The following is a 16,688-nucleotide window of genomic DNA, read 5'->3' on the forward strand; positions in this document are numbered from 1 at the left end:
TGCGGCGCCGGTCCGGGGAAGCTAGCCCTCACTATGTGATTCACGAAGCTTGAACCTTCAAGTAAAGCCGACTAAGCTGAAGGCATGACTTCGACACTCGACCGCCCTCCGGTTCTTTTCCTCAGCCATGGCGCGCCGCCGCTGGCCGACGACGCGACGTGGACGGGTGAACTCAAGAATTGGTCCGCCACCTTCGACAAGCCCAAAGACATCCTGATGGTGTCCGCCCACTGGGAGAACGCCCCGGTCACCCTCAGTGCCACCGGGCGCAACCCGGGACTGGTCTACGACTTCGGCGGGTTCGCCCAGAAGTACTACGACGTCACGTACGACGCCCCGCAGGCTCCCGGGCTGGCCGCCGAGGTGGAGAAGCTTGTGGTCGGCCATGGCCACCACGTCGAGCGGGACGAGAGCCGCGGCCTGGACCACGGCGCCTACGTCCCGCTCAAGGAAATGTTCCCGGATGCGGATGTACCGGTGGTGCAGATGTCGATGCCCACCCTTGATCCGCAGGGCCTGTTCGATCTGGGCAAGTCGCTGGCGCCGTTGCGGGACCGCGGCACGCTGATCGTCGGATCCGGCTTCACCACACACAACCTGCGCTGGTTCAACCCCGCCGGGGGACCCGACAGCACCCCGCCGTCGGTCTCCCGTGAGTTCGACCAGTGGGCCGAGGAAGCGATGGCGCGCGGCGACGTCGACTCTATCCTGGACTTCCTGCACAAGGCCCCGGCAGCCCGCGAGGCGCACCCCCGCAGCGAGCACTGGGCACCGCTGTATGTGGCGCTCGGCGCTGCCTACGAGTCCGGTGACCTGCAGGCCAAGACCGCCATCGACGGGTTCTGGTTCGGCCTGTCGAAGCGCTCCTGGACCCTGACCTAAGCCAAGAAACCTGCTGCGGGACTTCCTCCGGTCCGGTCTGCGGATGCCCCGCTCTTCTTCCAATCTACCGCGCCCTAAGGGGCTTGCGGCAAGGCCCCCTTCATGCTTCAAACTGGCTCGGTGGTGCCGGAAGCGGTGCCGGGGAAGCCAGCCTGGAGAAGGCGCGGAGAGGCGGGGGTATTGGTGGTTGATGTGATCGTTGCGGGCGGCGGTCCGACGGGGTTGATGGTGGCCGGCGAGCTCGCCTTGGCCGGGATAGATGTGGCAATTGTGGAACGCCGACCGACGCCGGGACTGGTGGGCTCGAGAGCGGGCGGGTTCCACTCGCGGACAATCGAACTCCTCGACCAGCGCGGGATTGCAGACCGGTTCCTCGCCGAGGGCAAGGCCGTCCAGGCGGCATTCTTCGGCACGACGGCCTTGGACCTGGGTGACTTTCCTACCCGGTATCCGTACACGCTCGGCTTGTGGCAGAACCACATCGAGCGGATCCTGGCAGGCTGGGTGGAAGAGCTGGGTGTGCCGGTCCATCGGGGGCTCGACGTTGCCGGCTTTGCGCAGGACAGCGGCGGTGTCACCGTCCATCTCGCCGACGGCGGTGCGAGGCGCGCGCTGTACCTTATAGGCGCCGACGGCGGCCGGAGTGCCGTCCGGAAGGCGGCCGGCATCGAGTTCCCCGGCTGGGATGCGACGAGGAGCAGCCTGATCGCCGAGGTGGAGGTGACGGAGGAGACGCCAACGGGCATGCGCATCGACGAGGTGGGGGTCCACGGGCTGCACCCGATGGAGGACGGGCGAACCATGCGGGTGGTCGTGACCGAGAAGCATCTCGGACCGGCCACGGAGCCGACCCTGGCTGACCTCGCCAGGGCGCTGGTCGAGGTCTACGGCACGGACTTCGGGGTCCATACTCCGACCTGGATCTCGCGGTTCACCGACGCCACACGCCAGGCCGCGGCCTACCGCAGCGGCCGTGTGCTGCTCGCCGGGGACGCCGCGCATATCCACTCTCCGTCGGGTGGCCAGGGGATCGGCCTTGGGATCCAGGACGCCGTGAACCTCGGCTGGAAACTCGCCCAGGTGGTCAAGGGACAGGCGCCGGAGGGCCTGCTGGACAGCTATCACGCCGAGCGGCACCCCGCCGGGGCACGCGCGCTACAGCACACGATGGCACAGTCCGTTATGCAGCGGTCCGACCCGCGCATCGGCGCATTGGCCGACACTGTGGCCGGCCTGCTGACGATCGATGAGGCCCGGAAACGGCTTGGCGGCCTCATCTCCGGCCTCGACGTCCGCTACGACCTGGGGGAGGGGCATCCGCTGCTCGGGCGTCGGATGCCCGATCTCGACGTCGTCACCGCCAGCGGTCCGCTGCGCGTGTTCAGCTTCCTGCACAACGCCCGCGCGGTGCTGCTCAACCTCGGGGCGCCGGGCAGAGTCGACCCGGGGCCGTGGGCGGACCGGGTGCAGCCGGTGGACGCCATGTACGACGGCGGATGGGAGCTTCCGGTGATCGGTCCGGTGAGCGCCCCGGCTGCCGTGTTGATCCGTCCGGACGGGTATGTGGCGTGGACGGGAGACGGAACCTCGCGGGGGCTGGCCGAGGCGCTGGCCAGGTGGTTCGGGCCTCAGGGCTGACTAGCCACGGCCCGCCTGGGTGACAAAGTGCTCAACCCGGCGGTCCGGCACCAGCCAGATCAGGGCCACCACGGTGTACACGGCAAGCCCGAGCAGCGGTTGTACGACGCCCACGGCAATCCCGGTGAGGTAAATCAGCGGCGACGCCTTGCCCTTCCAGTCCCGGCCGACAGCGCGTGCCAGGGCGCCGTCCCTGCCCTGCTGGCGGATCAGTGCCTGCTGCAAAATGAAGTAGGCGATGGCTGCACAGAATAAGTTCATCCCGTAGACCAGCACCGGTACACGGACGAAGCCGGTTTCATCCATCCAGCGGGTCGTGAAGGGGAACAGCGAAAGCCAGAACAACAGGTGCAGGTTCGCCCAGAGGATTGTCCCGTTGACGTGGTCGGCCAGGTGGATCATGTGGTGGTGGTTGTTCCAGTAGATTCCAACGTAAACGAAGCTGAGCAGGTAGCTGAGGAAGGTTGGCAGGACATCGGCCAGGCCATGCCAGGTCGGTTCCTCCGGCACCCTCAGCTCCAGGACCATGATCGTGATGATGATGGCCAGCACGCCGTCGCTGAACGCCTCCAGGCGGTTCTTATTCACACCGTTTCCTCCATCAAGTCATCATGCTCGCGGCAGACTGCAACGGCAACGGCAACGGCAACGGCAACGCCGGTCGGATCAGATGTTGGCAGCCTCGCTCCCCGCCACGCGCCGGGAAAGGAACTCCTCCACCACTGCGGCGAACTCGTCAGGCCGCTCGATCTGCGGCATGTGCCCCGTCTTCGCGAAGACATGTGACTCGGCCTGCGGCAGTGCCGCCGTCGCCGCCGCCAGATGGCTAAACGGCAGGATGTGGTCGTGGGAGCCCCACAACACCAGGGCGGGTATCTCCGACGTCGCCAAAGCACCAAGCAGGGACGTCCGCCATTCGGCCCGAACGCCGGAGACTGTGCCAAGGTCGCGGGCGACGTCCAGCAGCGTCTTGCGGTGCGTGGCCCGTCGCGACAGGGCGAAAGCGTGGCCAACCCGGTCGTCGGTCACCAGCCTCTTGTCATAGAAGATCGACTCGACCGTGCGGCGGGAGGCCGCCGCAGCGGGACGCATGAGCAGGGCCGCGAGCGGCCGGATCGTAAGCAGGCGCAGGACTAGCGCAACCTCCTTGCCGAATCCGGCGCTGTTGGCAAGAACCAGGGCGGAGACGCGGTCCGGATGGTCGGCCGCCAGTTTCATGGCGACGGCCCCGCCCAGCGAGTTGCCGATCACGGGCAGCGGCTCGTGCACCCCGACGGCGTCGAGGAAGGCCGGCAGGGCGTCGGCAAGCTTTGCCAACGTCGCCGGCCCGGAGAGGCGGGCAGAGTACGCGAACCCGGGCAGGTCCACGCTGATGACCGTGTGCCGTGCCGCGAGACGATCGTGCTGCTCGTTCCAATCCTCCAGGCTCTGGCCGATGCCGTGCAGGAGCAGCACGGGGTCCCCGCTGCCGGTCTTCCGGAAGCGCAGCCGCGCACCGCCGACGTCGACGTATCCCGTTCCCGGAAGCTCAAGAGGGCCAAGCGCCGCCGTCGTACGTCTGGACCCGCGCACTTGCTGCCCGCGCCGGCCGAAACGGACGTGGTCCGTGACCCGGCCGGCCCTGAGCAGGGCGAAGTCGCGCAGATAGTTCTGGTGCAGCCGCCAGGGTGAGCCGGCGCCCTGCCGGGGGAGCTTGTCCGCGCCGCGCAGGATGTACCCGGCTTTCAGGTCGATCAGCGAAGTCAGCCCCGCGTCCGCAACCTCGCCGGGCGCCGCGGGTGCAACCCACTGCAGGTTCCGGCGGTCGAGGTGCTTGAGCAGCCGGCAGATATAACCCGCGACCAGATCGGCCTTGAGCGTCCATGACGCGTTCGTGTAGCCGATGGTGAGCGCAAAGTTGGGTACGCCGTCGAGCATCATGCCCTTGTAGGTCAAGGTCTTGCCGACGTCCACGGGCTCGCCGTCCACGGTGAGGGTCATTCCGCCAATCACCAGCAGGTTCAGCCCGGTCGCCGTGACAATCACGTCGGCAGGAATCGATCCGCCGGAAACCAGGTCAATGCCGTCCGGGGTGATCCGGGAGATCTCGTCGGTCACGATGTCGGCAGTGCCGGCGCTGATCGCCCGGTAAAGGTCCCCATTGGGGATGGCGCAGACCCGCTGGTCCCAGGGCTGATACGACGGGGCCAGGTGCGTGTCGACCGGAAAGCCGGCCGGCAGTTTGGCGACGGCTGATTTCCGGAGGATCGCCTTCATCGTTTCCGGCCGCCGCCGGCTGAGCTGGTACGTGAACATCGAAAAGAGAATGTTCTTGGCCCGGACGACGTCGTAAGCCAGCTGGGCGGGCATCTTGCCTCGGAGGCGGTCGGCCAGGTGGTCCCGGGAGGGCACGGGGGCGATGTAGGTGGGGGAGCGCTGCAGCATGGTGACCCTGGCGGCCGTCTTCGCCATCGACGGCACGAGCGTCACCGCGGTGGCGCCGCTGCCGATGACCACCACCTGCTTGCCCTCGTAATCGAGGTCGGCCGGCCAGTGCTGCGGGTGGACGATCGATCCGGTGAAGGTGTCGGCGCCCTCGATGGCCGGGGTGAAGCCCTCGTCATAGCGGTAGTAACCCGAGCAGACGGACAGGAACGAGCAGGTAAAGGTGGCCGGCTTGCCGGGACGGGATGCCGCAGCGTCCTGGCGGTACTCGCCGCCCGACGTCGGGACCGCCGTCACCGTCCACAGCGCGGCTTCGCTTGACCACTCGGCCGAGACGACCCGGTAATTCAGCCGGATCCGCGATTCGAGACCCTCGTCCGCGACCGTCGCCTGGATGTACTCGCGAATCGAATCGCCGTCGGCGATGGCCTTGGCGCCGGCCCAGGGCCGGAAGGAGTAGCCGAGCGTGTACATGTCGCTGTCGGAGCGGATGCCGGGGTACCGGAAGAGGTCCCAGGTGCCTCCGACGGCGCTGCGGGATTCCAGGATCGCGAACGACTTCCCGGGCAGCTCGCGTTTCAGCCGGCTGGCGAAACCTATGCCGCTCAGCCCGGCGCCGACAATCAACACATCCACGTGTTCGCTCATACCGCCAAGTTATCGACTTAGTGTTGAGAGAGTCAACACGGCGTCGGAAAGTTGGATTAGGATGGGCGGCATGGTTCAGCGAGGAAGACGCTCCGCAAAGGTCTCGGGTGATGAGCGCCAGGACACAATCCTGATTACCGCCGAGGCCCTCCTGGCCGAGCGGGCCTTCGACGACATTTCGATTGAGGAGCTGGCCCGCGGCGCCGGCATTTCACGCCCTACCTTCTATTTCTACTTCGGGTCCAAGGACGAGGTGCTGCTGGCCCTGCTGGACCGTGTCATCACCGAGGTGGAGCACCGGGTCGGTGACCTGCCGCGCGATTTCGAGAGCGACCCCGCGGCAGCCTGGACCCGTTCCATTGGCATGTTCGTCGAGGTGTTCGCGGCCCACCGGGGTGTTTCCACGGCGGCGATCGCGGCGCGCGCCCGCAACGAGGAGGTGCGTGCGCTCTGGTCCAAGTCGATGCAGTCATGGGTCGACTTCTCCAGCGACGTGATCCGGTCCGAGCAGGCACGAGGCGCTGCGCCGGAGGGCGTCGACGCCCACGACCTGGCCGTAAGCCTCAACCTGATGAACGAACGGGTGATCACCGCGGTCCTCAACCAGGAGAGTCCCGCCATCCCGGAGTCCAGCGCCCTGCACGTGTTATCGACCATCTGGATCCGCAGCATCTACGGCTCCGACAACCCCGGCCGACGGTAACGTCCGCGCCGAAAGGAAGAACGCAAATGGCAGAAATCAAGACCCTCACCGTGCTTGGCACCGGAGTACTCGGCTCCCAAATCGCCTACCAGGCCGCGTTCCACGGGTTCGCCGTCACCGCCTACGACCTCGACGATGAGGCCCTCGACAAGGCCCGCTCCCGCTTCGCGCAGCTCGCCGGCATCTACCGGGCGGCGAACATTGCCGGCGCCGGGGAGGGCAAGGCCGAGGCGGCTCTCGGCAACCTCCGCCTCACCGCCGACCTCGGGGACGCCGTCTCCGAGGCGGACCTCGTGATCGAGGCCGTACCCGAACTGCTCGAGCTCAAGCGGGACGTGTACCGCAAACTCGCGGAGCTGGCCCCCGCCAGGACCATCTTCGCCACCAACTCCTCAACCCTGTTGCCCAGCGACCTCAAGGAGTCCACCGGCCGCCCCGACCGCTTCCTCGCCATCCATTACGCCAACAACATTTGGGCGCAAAACATCGCCGAGGTGATGGGCACCGCCGACACCGACCCGGAAGTGTTCGACGCCGTCGTCGAGTTCGCGCGGAACAGCGGCCTGGAGCCGATCGAGATCAAGAAGGAGAAGGCCGGCTACGTGCTGAACTCGCTGCTGGTTCCGCTGCTGAACGCGGCCGCCGGCCTGCTGCTGCAGGGCATCGCCAGCCCGGAGACAATCGACAAGACCTGGCGCATTGCCACCGGGGCGCCGAGCGGACCGTTCCAGATTTTCGACGTCGTCGGCCTGGGCACCGCGTACAACATCGCCGCCTCCTCGCCGGACGCCGGGTCTCAGGCATTCGCTAAGTATCTGAAGGACAATTACATCGACATGGGCAAGCTCGGTGTCGCGACGGGCGAGGGCTTTTACCGGTACTGAGCCATGCCGGCGCCACGTGCGTCCAGGGTGTCAGCCCCGGCCGTTCGCGTCCAGGACCGTGACGCTCAGTGGCATCCGGTTGGCCCGGCGGAGCCGTCCGGCCAGCACGTTGCGCACCCCACGGGTCACCATGGTGGTCTTCGTCAGATACCGGAACTCGGCCGCGTCCGACGTTACGAGATCCAGGAGTGGGCGCACGGCGTCGTCGGGGGTCTGCCCCCACAATCCGACGACGACCTGCAACGCGCCCAGCCGATGGTCGTACCCCGGCTGGGACGTGATGTGCCCCAGCAGGTCCGTCACCACAAGCCCCGGGTTCATGCCATGCACCCGGACGCCGGTGCCTCGGGTCTCCAGCCGCAACGTCTCGGTGAACTGCCGGACCCAGCGCTTGCTTGACGCGTAGGCATTCTGCAGCGCGACGGGCCCCCGGTCGCCTTGGCCGTAGACGTTGACGAGGTCGCCGCGGCCCTGGCCGAGGAACACGGGCAACGCGACTCTCGATCCGTGGAACGTGCCGAGGATGTTTGTGCGCACCACCCGCGTGAAGTCGTCGACCGGTGTGGACGCCGTGGGCCCGAAGACGCCGGAGACTCCGGCGTTGTTGACCCAGATGTCGAGCGTCCCGCGGCTTAGCGCCTCGTCGCGAAGGGCCTCCACGTCGGCGAGCTCCCCGGTGTCGCAGCGACGTCCGGACGCCGCGATCCCTTCCGTTCTCAGCCGCTCCACGGCGGCGGCGACGTCGGCGTCGGATCTTGACGCCAGCACCACGGTCGCCCCCTGGTGCCCCAGCAGCCGCGCCATGGCAAAACCCAAACCGCGTGTCGAGCCGGTCACGACCGCCACGCGTCCGTGGAGGACGTCCCGTTGCGAACTCATGCTTCTCTCATACGCGCAGCGGCCGTGGAGAGCAAGAGTTGTCATCGGACTCGGTACCGGGGCGGAGCGAGGCTCAGGGCTTGGTCATCGACTTGGGCGGCGGCGGGAAGGGTGCGGCGGGGTAGAGCGGGGCCACCTGCTGCATGTAGTTGGCCCACTGCGGGCCGGCGAGCATGTAACCGTCAATGTTCCGGTAGAACTTGCCGTTGATGGTGACGTTCTGGCCTGGCCGTTTCTGGCCCGCCAGGGTGTCGCCGAAGAACGATGCGGTGGCGAGGCCGGTGGTGTAGCCGACCACCCAGGTCGCGCCATTGTTGTTGGAGGTGCCGGTCTTGGCAGCCACCGGAACTCGGGCCTGGACCTTGGGTTCAATGTAGATTCCCGACCCCCGTTTCAGCACGTCCTGCAGCACGGCATTCACGCCGCGGGCCACCTCGGGCCTGACCGCGCTCCGGCAGTCGCTGGCCTGGGCCGGAAGCTCCCGTCCGGCGGCATCGGTCACCGCGGTGATCGCGATGGGGGCGCAGTACTTGCCATCGGCGGCGAAGGTGGCAAAGGCATTCGCCAGATGGAGCGGCGCCACGCCGATGGCCCCGAGCAAGTTGCCCAGCTGGTGCATGTTCACCCGGGCGTTGTCCACGCCGCTGTGGAGGCCCACCGTGTCCACCATTTTCTGGATGCCGCAGAAGTCCAGCTGGGCGGCCTCGGCGAAGGTTGCCGTGTTGATGGAGTTGTAGAGCCCGTAATTGACGGGCATCTTGCGGTAGTAACCCTCATCATTGTTCTTCAAGTCGTCGGCGGCACCGAGGGCCCTCTGCGCTGTGTTGTAGGCGCCGAGGACCTTGCCACAGCTGGACTTCCAGGGGAAGTCCAGCGGATAGACCCGCCGGGAAGCATCCACCTTGGTGAGCATGGATTTGCCTTCATTGAGCCACTCCGCGAAAGTGAACGGTTTCATTGTGGACCCGGGCTGGAATCCGCCGGCGCCGTTCAGGTCCTTGCCGTTGGCGTCCTTGGAATCGACGTTGAAGTTCAGCTGGGTGTCGAACTTTCCGGGGGCGGGCAGAAACACGGTGTTTTGCGCCATGGCGAGGATCTTGCCGGTGCCCGGCTGGATAGAGACCAGGGACGCGCCCCATTTGTCCGGGTTGGCCCCGGCTGTGGCGTCGACCTGCACCTGGGCGGCCGCTTGCAGCCTGCTGTCCAGCGTGGTGCTGATGGTCAGGCCGCCGCGGTACAGCCTCCTTTCGCGTTCCGTGGTGTCGGCGCCGTAGGCCGGGTTGTTGAGGATCAGGTGGGAGACATAGTCGCAGAAGTACGGGGCCATGTCCGCCGCGGAGCAGCCCTGCTTTGCGGCCGCGATTTTCAGCCTGACACCGCTGGCGACGGCGGCGTCATGGGCAGCCTGGGTAATTTTTTCCTCGCTGAGCATCTTGTCCAGGACCTGGTTGCGCCGCTTGATGGAGTTTTCCGGATGGACGGCGGGGTCGTAGAAGCTGGGACTGTTGACCAGGCCGGCCAGCAGGGCAGCCTGGGGCAGGGTGAGAGCCTTGGCGGTGGTGCTGAAGAAATGCCTGGCTGCGGCCTCAATGCCGTATGCGTCGCGGCTGAAGAACACGATATTGAGATAGCCCTCCAGGATCTGTGCCTTGGTGTACTTCTTTTCCAGCTCGATGGCGAGCTTCATCTCGCGTACCTTGTCGCCGATGTTTTTCTGCCCGCTGAGGATGACCTGATCGCTCCGGTCCGCCGACAGCAGGGACTCGTTGATTACGTTCGTGACGTACTGCTGGGTGAGCGTGGATGCTCCCTGCCTCGCGCCGCCGGTCAGGTTGGAGGTGAGCGCCCGGAGAATGCCCTGCGGGTCGACGCCGCCGTGTTCGTAGAAGCGGCTGTCCTCGATGGCGACAATCGCATCCTTGATGTACGGGGACATCTGGTCCAGCCTCACCTTCACACGGTTCTCCGCGAAAAAGGTGGCAATCGGTTTCCCGTCCGCGCTCAGGACTTTGGTCGACTGCGACGGCGCAGTCACGGCCAGCTCGGAGGGAAGGTTATTGAAGAACGTGATTGATCTGCTGACGGCGACCCCGGCCGCCGCCACACCGGGGACCACCAGGCTGGCGGCCAGAACACCGCAGAACGCGCTCACTATCAAGAACCCGAGGACCCTCCTAAAGGCCGCGGCCAGCCGAGCTCCGAATCGCTTTTTCTGCGCCATTTTCTGTCCAGCTATCACGCTCAAAATCTGTGCCCAGATTAGGCCGGGCCGCCCCCGAAGGACCAGTGCCGGAAGGCCTTCCCGCTGCCGGCATCCGGGAGGCGCGACACCCGTCCGCTTCCGGGAGCCCGAGTCCCTGTGAGAATTCAACATTTTTTGCCGAGCAGCAGGCCTCGCCGTTTCCGCTGCTCGCCGCAATCGCCGCCGCACCTCGCGCATCGAACCCGGCACCGGCGTGATTGACATGCGCTACGAGAACCCGCTCTATATTGGCCGAGGAGGACTCCTGGGCCCAGGCGGATGCCCGGGACCAGGTGGGGTACCTCGACGGCGGCCTTGACCGCTTCGGGCGCAGCTACGCCGGCGAACCCGAGCCCTCGTGCAGGAGCTCTCCCGGGAGGCCGCCGTGGCCGGTCGGTGGCCAATGACTCTTCCCGCGAGGGGCGAGTCGCTGGTAGGCCGGTAATCAGGTCCTGATTGTTCCAGTCTTCCGGGAGGCCCCATGGCCGAGGTAATCATTGGCACTTCCCGCGGCGAAATGCCGGCCTACTTGGCCACGCCGGCCGGCGAAGGTCCCTGGCCCGGCGTCGTGGTTATCCATGACGCGCTGGGCCTGAGCCGAGACACCCGGGGGCAGGCCGACTGGCTGGCCCGCGAGGGGTTCCTCGCAGTGGCACCGGACCTGTTCTACTGGGACACCAGGGCAGCCTGCCTCTGGTCCCTTATCCGCGGCTGGCGACCCCTCGGCGACCTGGACCTCACCCGCGCCTGGCTGGTGGCACGTGGCGACTGCACAGGCCGCGTCGGGGTGATCGGCTTCTGCATGGGTGGTGGCTTCGCCCTCATGCTCGCACCGGATCACGACTTCGCCGCGGCCAGCGTGAACTACGGCGGACTCGACGATGCCACGGCCCGGGCCATGCCGCGGGCCTGCCCAATCGTGGCGAGCTACGGAGCAAGAGACCGCTGGCCGGGGGTGCGCCGGGTGCCCGCCCGGCTGGAACCGCTGCTGGCTGACGCGGGGATAGACCACGACATCAAGGTCTATCCCGGCGCGGGCCACGGCTTCCTCAACCGGCATGGCCCGTCAGACCTGACGTTCGGCGACAAGTTGCTGGCGAAACTGGTGGCCGCCGGTTACCACGAGCCCTCGGCCGAAGACGCCCGACGGCGTGTCCTGGCGTTCTTCCGGACGCATCTGAACCCTGAGGGGGTGCCACGATGACCTCGCAGCGGACGGGGGGAATGGCCGGCGCAGTTGCCGCGTTTCTCACCGCCGCTTATCTGATGGTTGTGCGCCCGCGCCTGCTACGCGCCGGTGCGACCGACGGTGAAGTTCACGGACCCTACCCGGGTGCCGGGCTTATCCCGGACGGGACCCGAAGCGCCACGACGGCCGTGACCATTGACGCGCCCCTTTCGCGCGTGTGGCCCTGGCTGGTGCAGATGGGAACCAGGCGGGGCGGCTGGTACAGCTGGGACCGCCTGGATAACTTCGGGCGCCGCAGTGCCGGGACAATCCATCCTGAGTGGCAGGATGTCGCCGTTGGGGACCGGCTGGCGGCCACGCCGGACGGCAGCCAGTGGTGGGAGGTCGCGGCGCTGGAACCCGAGAAGTTTCTGGGTCTGCGCATGTCGATCGATTTGCGCGGGCGTCCGTTCGACCCGGCGGGAGAGCGGCCCCGTCACTTCACCGACTCGCTGTGGGGGTTCGAGCTGAAGGACGCGGCAGGCGGCCGCACCAGGCTGGTGGTCAGCGGCTATTGGTCGTTCCGGCCCCAATGGCTTCAACCCGCGCTGAGTATCTTGGTGTTGGAGCCCTCGCACTGGGTCATGCAGACCCGCCAGTTCTCAAATCTGAAACGTCTCGTTGAGTCAGAAAGCAGCTGAACCCCGGAATCCGCCTCCGGCAGGGCCACCACCAGCGCCCTCGCCGACCCCGCTGCCCAGCAAACTGCGGGTGAGCGCCTCGCCGTCGGCCATCAGCTGGCCCACGGACGTCTGAAGGTGGCCGTCCGCGACCGGGACGCCGGCCAGGGCGGCCGCCACGACGGCACGGCGGATCAGTTCGCGGGCAAAGGAGGCCGTGGTTCCTTCGGTGCGGGCAGCCGCCTCATCAAGGGCGGCCGTACTGAAGGGGATCCCGCGTGAATACAGCTTGAGCAACGCCACGCGCTCGGGCTGCGCGGGCAGGGGAATTTCCACGGCCAGATCCACCCGCCCGGGGCGTTGCGCCAGAGCGCGTTCCAGCATGTCCACCCGGTTGGTGGTGAGGACGAACGCCACGTCGGCGTCGCTGGCCAGGCCATCCATCGCGTCGAGCACCTCGAATAGCAGCGGCTGGGGTCCATGTCCGAAGCTGCGGTCCTCGGCAATGAGGTCACAGTCCTCGAGCACCACGATGGAGGGCTGCAGCGCCCTGGCCATGGAGGCCGCCTCGGAAATCCGGGCAAGCGATCCGCCGGACAACAGGATGGCAGTGGCACCTTGGCTCCGGCTCAGCAGATACCGCACCGTGTGGGTCTTTCCGGTGCCCGGCCGCCCGTGGAGGAGGATGCCCCGCTTCAGGTGCTGCCCGTACCGGTTGAGGGTGTCCCGGTGCTCGGCGATGCCGAGGGCATGGTCAGACACTTTCTGCAGCAGACCGTCCGGCAGGATGACCTCGGACGCGGCCAGATCCGGCCGGGCGTGGAAGGTCACGCCTGCCGCGCTGGGTCCGTACTCGCCCATGACAAGGGAGATGACCTGTCCCTTCAAGATGCTGTGGCGCTGCATCCGACGTCGGAACTCCGCGAGGAAGCTTGCGGCAGTATCGGTAGCGCCGGCCAGGACTTCCAGGGACGCCGTTTGCCGACCGTACCGGGGGTTGGCATCCCGTTGCAGCACCACGATCGGATGTCCGCCGTGACTGAACAGCCAGAGCCCCAGCGCCACGGCCTGCCGCTGCTCGTCAGGGCCCACCGCGAGGTTGGCGTAGTCCGGCTGGGAGAGCGGGAATTGGGGAAAGACCTGCGCCTGCTGCAGCATGTCGCTCAAGGAATGATGGTGTCGCTGGTCGCCGCCACCGATGCCGACCAGCCGGGACTTCGGATCCTCGCGCGCCAGCTCGGCCATTTGGATGTCTGCGTCGACGAACCGGTGCGGCGGAATCTCCTCCACCACGACAGAAACCGACCCGGCCGGCGCGCCCAAATGTTCGGTAAGCGTCGACAGCAACTGTGGTCCCGCCGGCGTCCGGTGCTGGCCGGACTGCGCAAGTTGCACAAGCTGCGCAAAATCGTCGATGAACTTCCCCAAATTTTCATCCATGCGCAGACCCTACCAGCGGCCGCCAGCGTAGCGTCCGCTGCCGCACCATCCGCTACTGCCCGTTCCGCTCGATCGCCTGGCCCAGGACCCGGGCGCCCTCCGGGAAGTCACCCGGGTTCGGCCCGGCGTAGTTGAGCCGGATGAAGGGACCCGCGGGTTCGGCAGGGAACCATTCCGTGCCGGCGGCGATCAGCACCCCGGCGCGCTCGCAGTCGGCGCTGAGCCGGTCGACGTCGGTCCCGTCAGGCAGGCGGGCCCAGAGGTTCAGCCCGCCCTTGGGGACCAGCGTCAGATGGGCCTGCGGGGCATGCTCGCGAAGGCTCGTGACCAGCAGGTCGCGGCGTGACTGGAGCTGGTGGCGGACGCTGCGCAGGTGCGTCTGCCAGGCCGGCTGGGTGACGACGTCGAGGGCAGCGGACTGGAGGACGCCGCTGACGTACATCGACTCGGCCCCGCGGTCCGCGAGGATGCGGTCCCGAGCCGGGCCGCGCGCGATCACGGCCCCCACCCGCATGGCAGGCGAGACACTCTTCGTCAGGGACCGCAGGTATACGACGTGGCCGGAATCGTCACGCGCGGCGACGGGGGAGGGGGCCGATGTGATGCCGAAGTCGTGGGCCCAGTCATCCTCCACCAGGAACGCTCCGTGCCGGCGCACGACCTCCAGGACCTCTTCGCCGCGCCGGCCCGTCCACTGCGCCCCGGTGGGGTTGGCGTAGTTGGCCTGTGCGTAGAACAGGCGGGCGCCGGTCTCCTGAAACGCGCGGTCCAACCCGTCCGGCTCCGGGCCGTCGGGTCCGCTCGGAACGGGAACGACGCGCACGCCGGCCTGGGCGGCAGCGAGAATCGCGCCCCAGTAGCTTGGGGATTCCATGAGCAGCGGCTGCGCGCTGCCCACCAGCGACCTGAAGATCGAGCTGAGTCCGCTTTGGGTTCCGGGCAGTACGACAACGTCGCTCGCAGCCGGCGGGGTGACGCCGGCCTGCATCGAGGCACCCAGTTCGTGCGCGAACCAGGACTGCAACTCCGGGAGCCCCGCTGCCGGTGCGCGGGACAGTGCCGCGTCGCCCCTGGCCGCCCTGGTCAGGGCTGCCCGGACCAGCCGTTCGGGCAGCAGTTCGCGGGCCGGGTAGCCGGAGTGCAGGGCGATGACATCGTTCGCCGCGCTGCGCATCGCGGTGGATGCTGAACGAAGCGGCGCGTGCGGCGTCCGCAGCGCCGCGGTCTGCCAGCCGTAGTCGGAGGGGCGCGCCGTCCGGATCTCCCGGACGAAGGTCCCGACGCCGGGCCGGCTCTCGATGAGCCCCTGGGCGGCGAGGACCTGCAGCGCCTTCTGCACCGTGACGGGACTGGCCCGGTGTTCGGCCACCAGCGACCGCGTGGACGGCAGCCGGGCTCCGGGGGCGGCACGTGCGATCCACTCTTTGAGCTGCGTCACAATCCGTGAACTGCTATCGTGGTTCATGAGAGACAATAGTAGCGCTACTGTACTTTTTCGCCCAGTGATACCGACTCCTCGGTCCGGCCGTTCCGGCGGCGGCCTCGGGTGGGGACTGCTCGGAGTTGCGGCGTTCTCCTTCACCGTTCCCTTCACCCGGGTGGCCGTGGCGGGACTGTCGCCCTTGTTCATCGGCTCCGGCCGGGCGGTCGTTGCCGCGACCCTGGCTGCCACCGCCCTGGTCCTGACCCGTCAGCGGTTTCCGCTGGGCCTTCAGTGGGCCCGTCTCGCGGTGGTTGGCGGCGGGATCGTCGTCGGCTTCCCGCTGCTCACCTCGTTCGCGCTGACCAGTGTGCCCGCCAGCCACGGCGCAGTCGTTATCGCCCTGCTCCCGGCCGCTACCGCCACCGCCGTCGTCCTCCGCGGCCACGAACGTCCGCGCGCGGCTTTCTGGTTCGCTACGGCTGCCGGCGCCGCGGCGGCCCTTGGCTTCGCCTTCGCGCAGCCCGGGGGCTTTGGGCAACTGCACTGGTCGGACCTGCTGCTGCTGGGCGCCGTCGCGGCCGCGGCGGTTGGCTACGCCGAAGGGGGCCTGCTCGCCCGGGAGCTCGGTGCGTGGCAGACCGTCTCGTGGGCTCTCGTGCTCGCCGCGCCGTTGATGCTGTTTCTGGCCGCGTGGACGATGATCCAGCAGCCCCCGTCGGGTACTCCGGCGCAGTGGGCCGCCTTCGCCTACCTCGGCGTCGTCAGCATGTTCCTGGGGTTCTTCGCCTGGTACCGCGGCCTCGCCATCGGCCCCATGACCCAAGTCAGCCAGATCCAGCTGATCCAGCCGGTGCTGAGCATCGCCTGGGCCGCGCTGCTCCTTGGCGAAACCTTGACGCCGACCACCCTGGTCGGCGGGGCCGCGGTAATCGCCTGCGCGGGCATCGCCGTCCGCGTCCGGCTGAGGCCAACACCGCCGCCACCGCGGCCCTGACTCTTCCGGCACCCCACCCAACGGCAAAGGACAATCCCATGTACATCCCAGCGCACTTCGCGGCCGGCCCCGGCGCCGTCCGTGACCTGCTCACCACCCCGGCGGCCGCCAACCTGGTCACGACGACCGCGCACGGCATGCTCGCAACCTTGCTGCCCTTGGTTTACGATCCCTCAATCGGCGAGCACGGGGCCCTGCACGGCCATCTGGCCCGGAATAACCCGCAGTGGTCCGAGCCGGCTCTCGGCGAGGCCCTGGTCATCATGCAGGGCGCCGACGGCTATATTTCACCGGGCTGGTATGCATCAAAGGCCGAACACGGGCGCGTGGTCCCGACCTGGAACTACTCCACGGCCCACGTCTACGGCACCCTGGTCATCCACGATGATCCGGCCTGGCTCGCCGGCCACGTCAGGCGGCTCACCGACCTCAACGAAGCCGGTTCAGCCCGGCCCTGGTCCGTCGACGATGCGCCGGAGCGGTACATTGCCGGCCAACTGCGCGCCATTGTCGGCGTCGAACTGCTGATCGGCAGGATCGAGGCGAAGACCAAGCTCAGCCAAAACCGCTCCGATCAAGACGTCGACGGCGTCGTGGCCGGACTCGCGGGGTGCGGGCACGCAGCCAGTGCCCGCGACGTCGAACGCGCACGCCGGGAGCGGCGCCCGGACCTGGGAGGGTAG

The 16,688-nt window shown here is 67.7% G+C and carries 14 protein-coding genes and 1 pseudogene; 9 read left to right on the forward strand and 6 right to left on the reverse strand.

Going from position 1 to position 16,688, the window contains the following annotated elements:
• The first annotated feature begins 84 nt into the window (after window positions 1-84).
• On the forward strand, window positions 85-882 hold the full coding sequence (locus tag AC1DH3_RS05155; RefSeq protein WP_441417629.1) for a dioxygenase family protein: 798 nt from the start codon (window positions 85-87) through the stop codon (window positions 880-882).
• A gap of 183 nt (window positions 883-1,065) precedes the next feature.
• Complete coding sequence (locus tag AC1DH3_RS05160) at window positions 1,066-2,520, forward strand: FAD-dependent monooxygenase (protein WP_476908848.1); 1,455 nt, start codon at window positions 1,066-1,068, stop codon at window positions 2,518-2,520.
• Here AC1DH3_RS05160 and AC1DH3_RS05165 read toward each other — a convergent pair whose 3' ends face one another.
• Complete coding sequence (locus AC1DH3_RS05165) at window positions 2,521-3,108, reverse strand: TMEM175 family protein (RefSeq protein ID WP_476908746.1); 588 nt, start codon at window positions 3,106-3,108, stop codon at window positions 2,521-2,523.
• 78 nt (window positions 3,109-3,186) lie between these two features.
• Window positions 3,187-5,592 (reverse strand): alpha/beta fold hydrolase, encoded by a 2,406-nt coding sequence (locus tag AC1DH3_RS05170; protein WP_476908747.1) that lies wholly within the window; start codon window positions 5,590-5,592, stop codon window positions 3,187-3,189.
• 70 nt (window positions 5,593-5,662) lie between these two features.
• Between AC1DH3_RS05170 and AC1DH3_RS05175 the strand changes: the two genes are divergently transcribed.
• Both AC1DH3_RS05175 and AC1DH3_RS05180 read left to right on the forward strand, forming a co-directional pair.
• Window positions 5,663-6,295: a TetR/AcrR family transcriptional regulator gene (locus tag AC1DH3_RS05175; RefSeq protein ID WP_441417632.1), complete on the forward strand. Its 633-nt coding sequence runs from the start codon at window positions 5,663-5,665 to the stop codon at window positions 6,293-6,295.
• Window positions 6,296-6,321: 26 nt separating this feature from the next.
• Entirely contained in the window at window positions 6,322-7,179 is an 858-nt protein-coding gene (locus AC1DH3_RS05180; RefSeq protein ID WP_476908748.1) for a 3-hydroxyacyl-CoA dehydrogenase, read from the forward strand.
• 30 nt (window positions 7,180-7,209) lie between these two features.
• On the opposite strand, the gene AC1DH3_RS05185 is transcribed toward AC1DH3_RS05180, so the two are convergent.
• Window positions 7,210-8,058, reverse strand: coding sequence for an SDR family oxidoreductase (locus AC1DH3_RS05185; RefSeq protein WP_476908749.1), 849 nt, complete (start codon window positions 8,056-8,058; stop codon window positions 7,210-7,212).
• A 73-nt stretch (window positions 8,059-8,131) separates the two neighbouring features.
• Window positions 8,132-10,279 carry a transglycosylase domain-containing protein gene (locus AC1DH3_RS05190; RefSeq protein ID WP_476908750.1) on the reverse strand — a complete coding sequence of 716 codons (2,148 nt, stop codon included), beginning with the start codon at window positions 10,277-10,279 and terminating at the stop codon, window positions 8,132-8,134.
• A gap of 155 nt (window positions 10,280-10,434) precedes the next feature.
• On the opposite strand from AC1DH3_RS05190, the pseudogene AC1DH3_RS05195 reads away from it, so the two are divergent.
• The 3 genes and pseudogenes from AC1DH3_RS05195 to AC1DH3_RS05205 form a co-directional block, all read left to right on the forward strand.
• A pseudogene (locus AC1DH3_RS05195) lies at window positions 10,435-10,550 on the forward strand (LLM class flavin-dependent oxidoreductase); the annotation flags it as partial.
• A gap of 231 nt (window positions 10,551-10,781) precedes the next feature.
• Window positions 10,782-11,504: a dienelactone hydrolase family protein gene (locus AC1DH3_RS05200; protein WP_476908751.1), complete on the forward strand. Its 723-nt coding sequence runs from the start codon at window positions 10,782-10,784 to the stop codon at window positions 11,502-11,504.
• Window positions 11,501-12,169, forward strand: coding sequence for a hypothetical protein (locus AC1DH3_RS05205; RefSeq protein ID WP_476908752.1), 669 nt, complete (start codon window positions 11,501-11,503; stop codon window positions 12,167-12,169). The genes AC1DH3_RS05200 and AC1DH3_RS05205 overlap by 4 nt, the downstream gene beginning before the upstream one ends.
• On the opposite strand, the gene AC1DH3_RS05210 is transcribed toward AC1DH3_RS05205, so the two are convergent.
• A complete protein-coding gene (locus AC1DH3_RS05210; protein WP_476908753.1) occupies window positions 12,155-13,588 on the reverse strand; it encodes an AAA family ATPase in 1,434 nt (477 codons plus the stop codon). The two genes, AC1DH3_RS05205 and AC1DH3_RS05210, sit on opposite strands and share 15 nt — an antisense overlap.
• 52 nt (window positions 13,589-13,640) lie before the next feature.
• Window positions 13,641-15,053 carry an aminotransferase-like domain-containing protein gene (locus AC1DH3_RS05215; RefSeq protein WP_476892424.1) on the reverse strand — a complete coding sequence of 471 codons (1,413 nt, stop codon included), beginning with the start codon at window positions 15,051-15,053 and terminating at the stop codon, window positions 13,641-13,643.
• Between AC1DH3_RS05215 and AC1DH3_RS05220 the strand changes: the two genes are divergently transcribed.
• Together AC1DH3_RS05220 and AC1DH3_RS05225 are read left to right on the forward strand one after the other, a co-directional pair.
• Window positions 15,052-16,005: a DMT family transporter gene (locus AC1DH3_RS05220; protein ID WP_476908754.1), complete on the forward strand. Its 954-nt coding sequence runs from the start codon at window positions 15,052-15,054 to the stop codon at window positions 16,003-16,005. The two genes, AC1DH3_RS05215 and AC1DH3_RS05220, sit on opposite strands and share 2 nt — an antisense overlap.
• A 38-nt stretch (window positions 16,006-16,043) precedes the next feature.
• Complete coding sequence (locus tag AC1DH3_RS05225; RefSeq protein WP_476892426.1) at window positions 16,044-16,688, forward strand: FMN-binding negative transcriptional regulator; 645 nt, start codon at window positions 16,044-16,046, stop codon at window positions 16,686-16,688.

The organism is Arthrobacter sp. 05L428 (assembly GCF_056397665.1).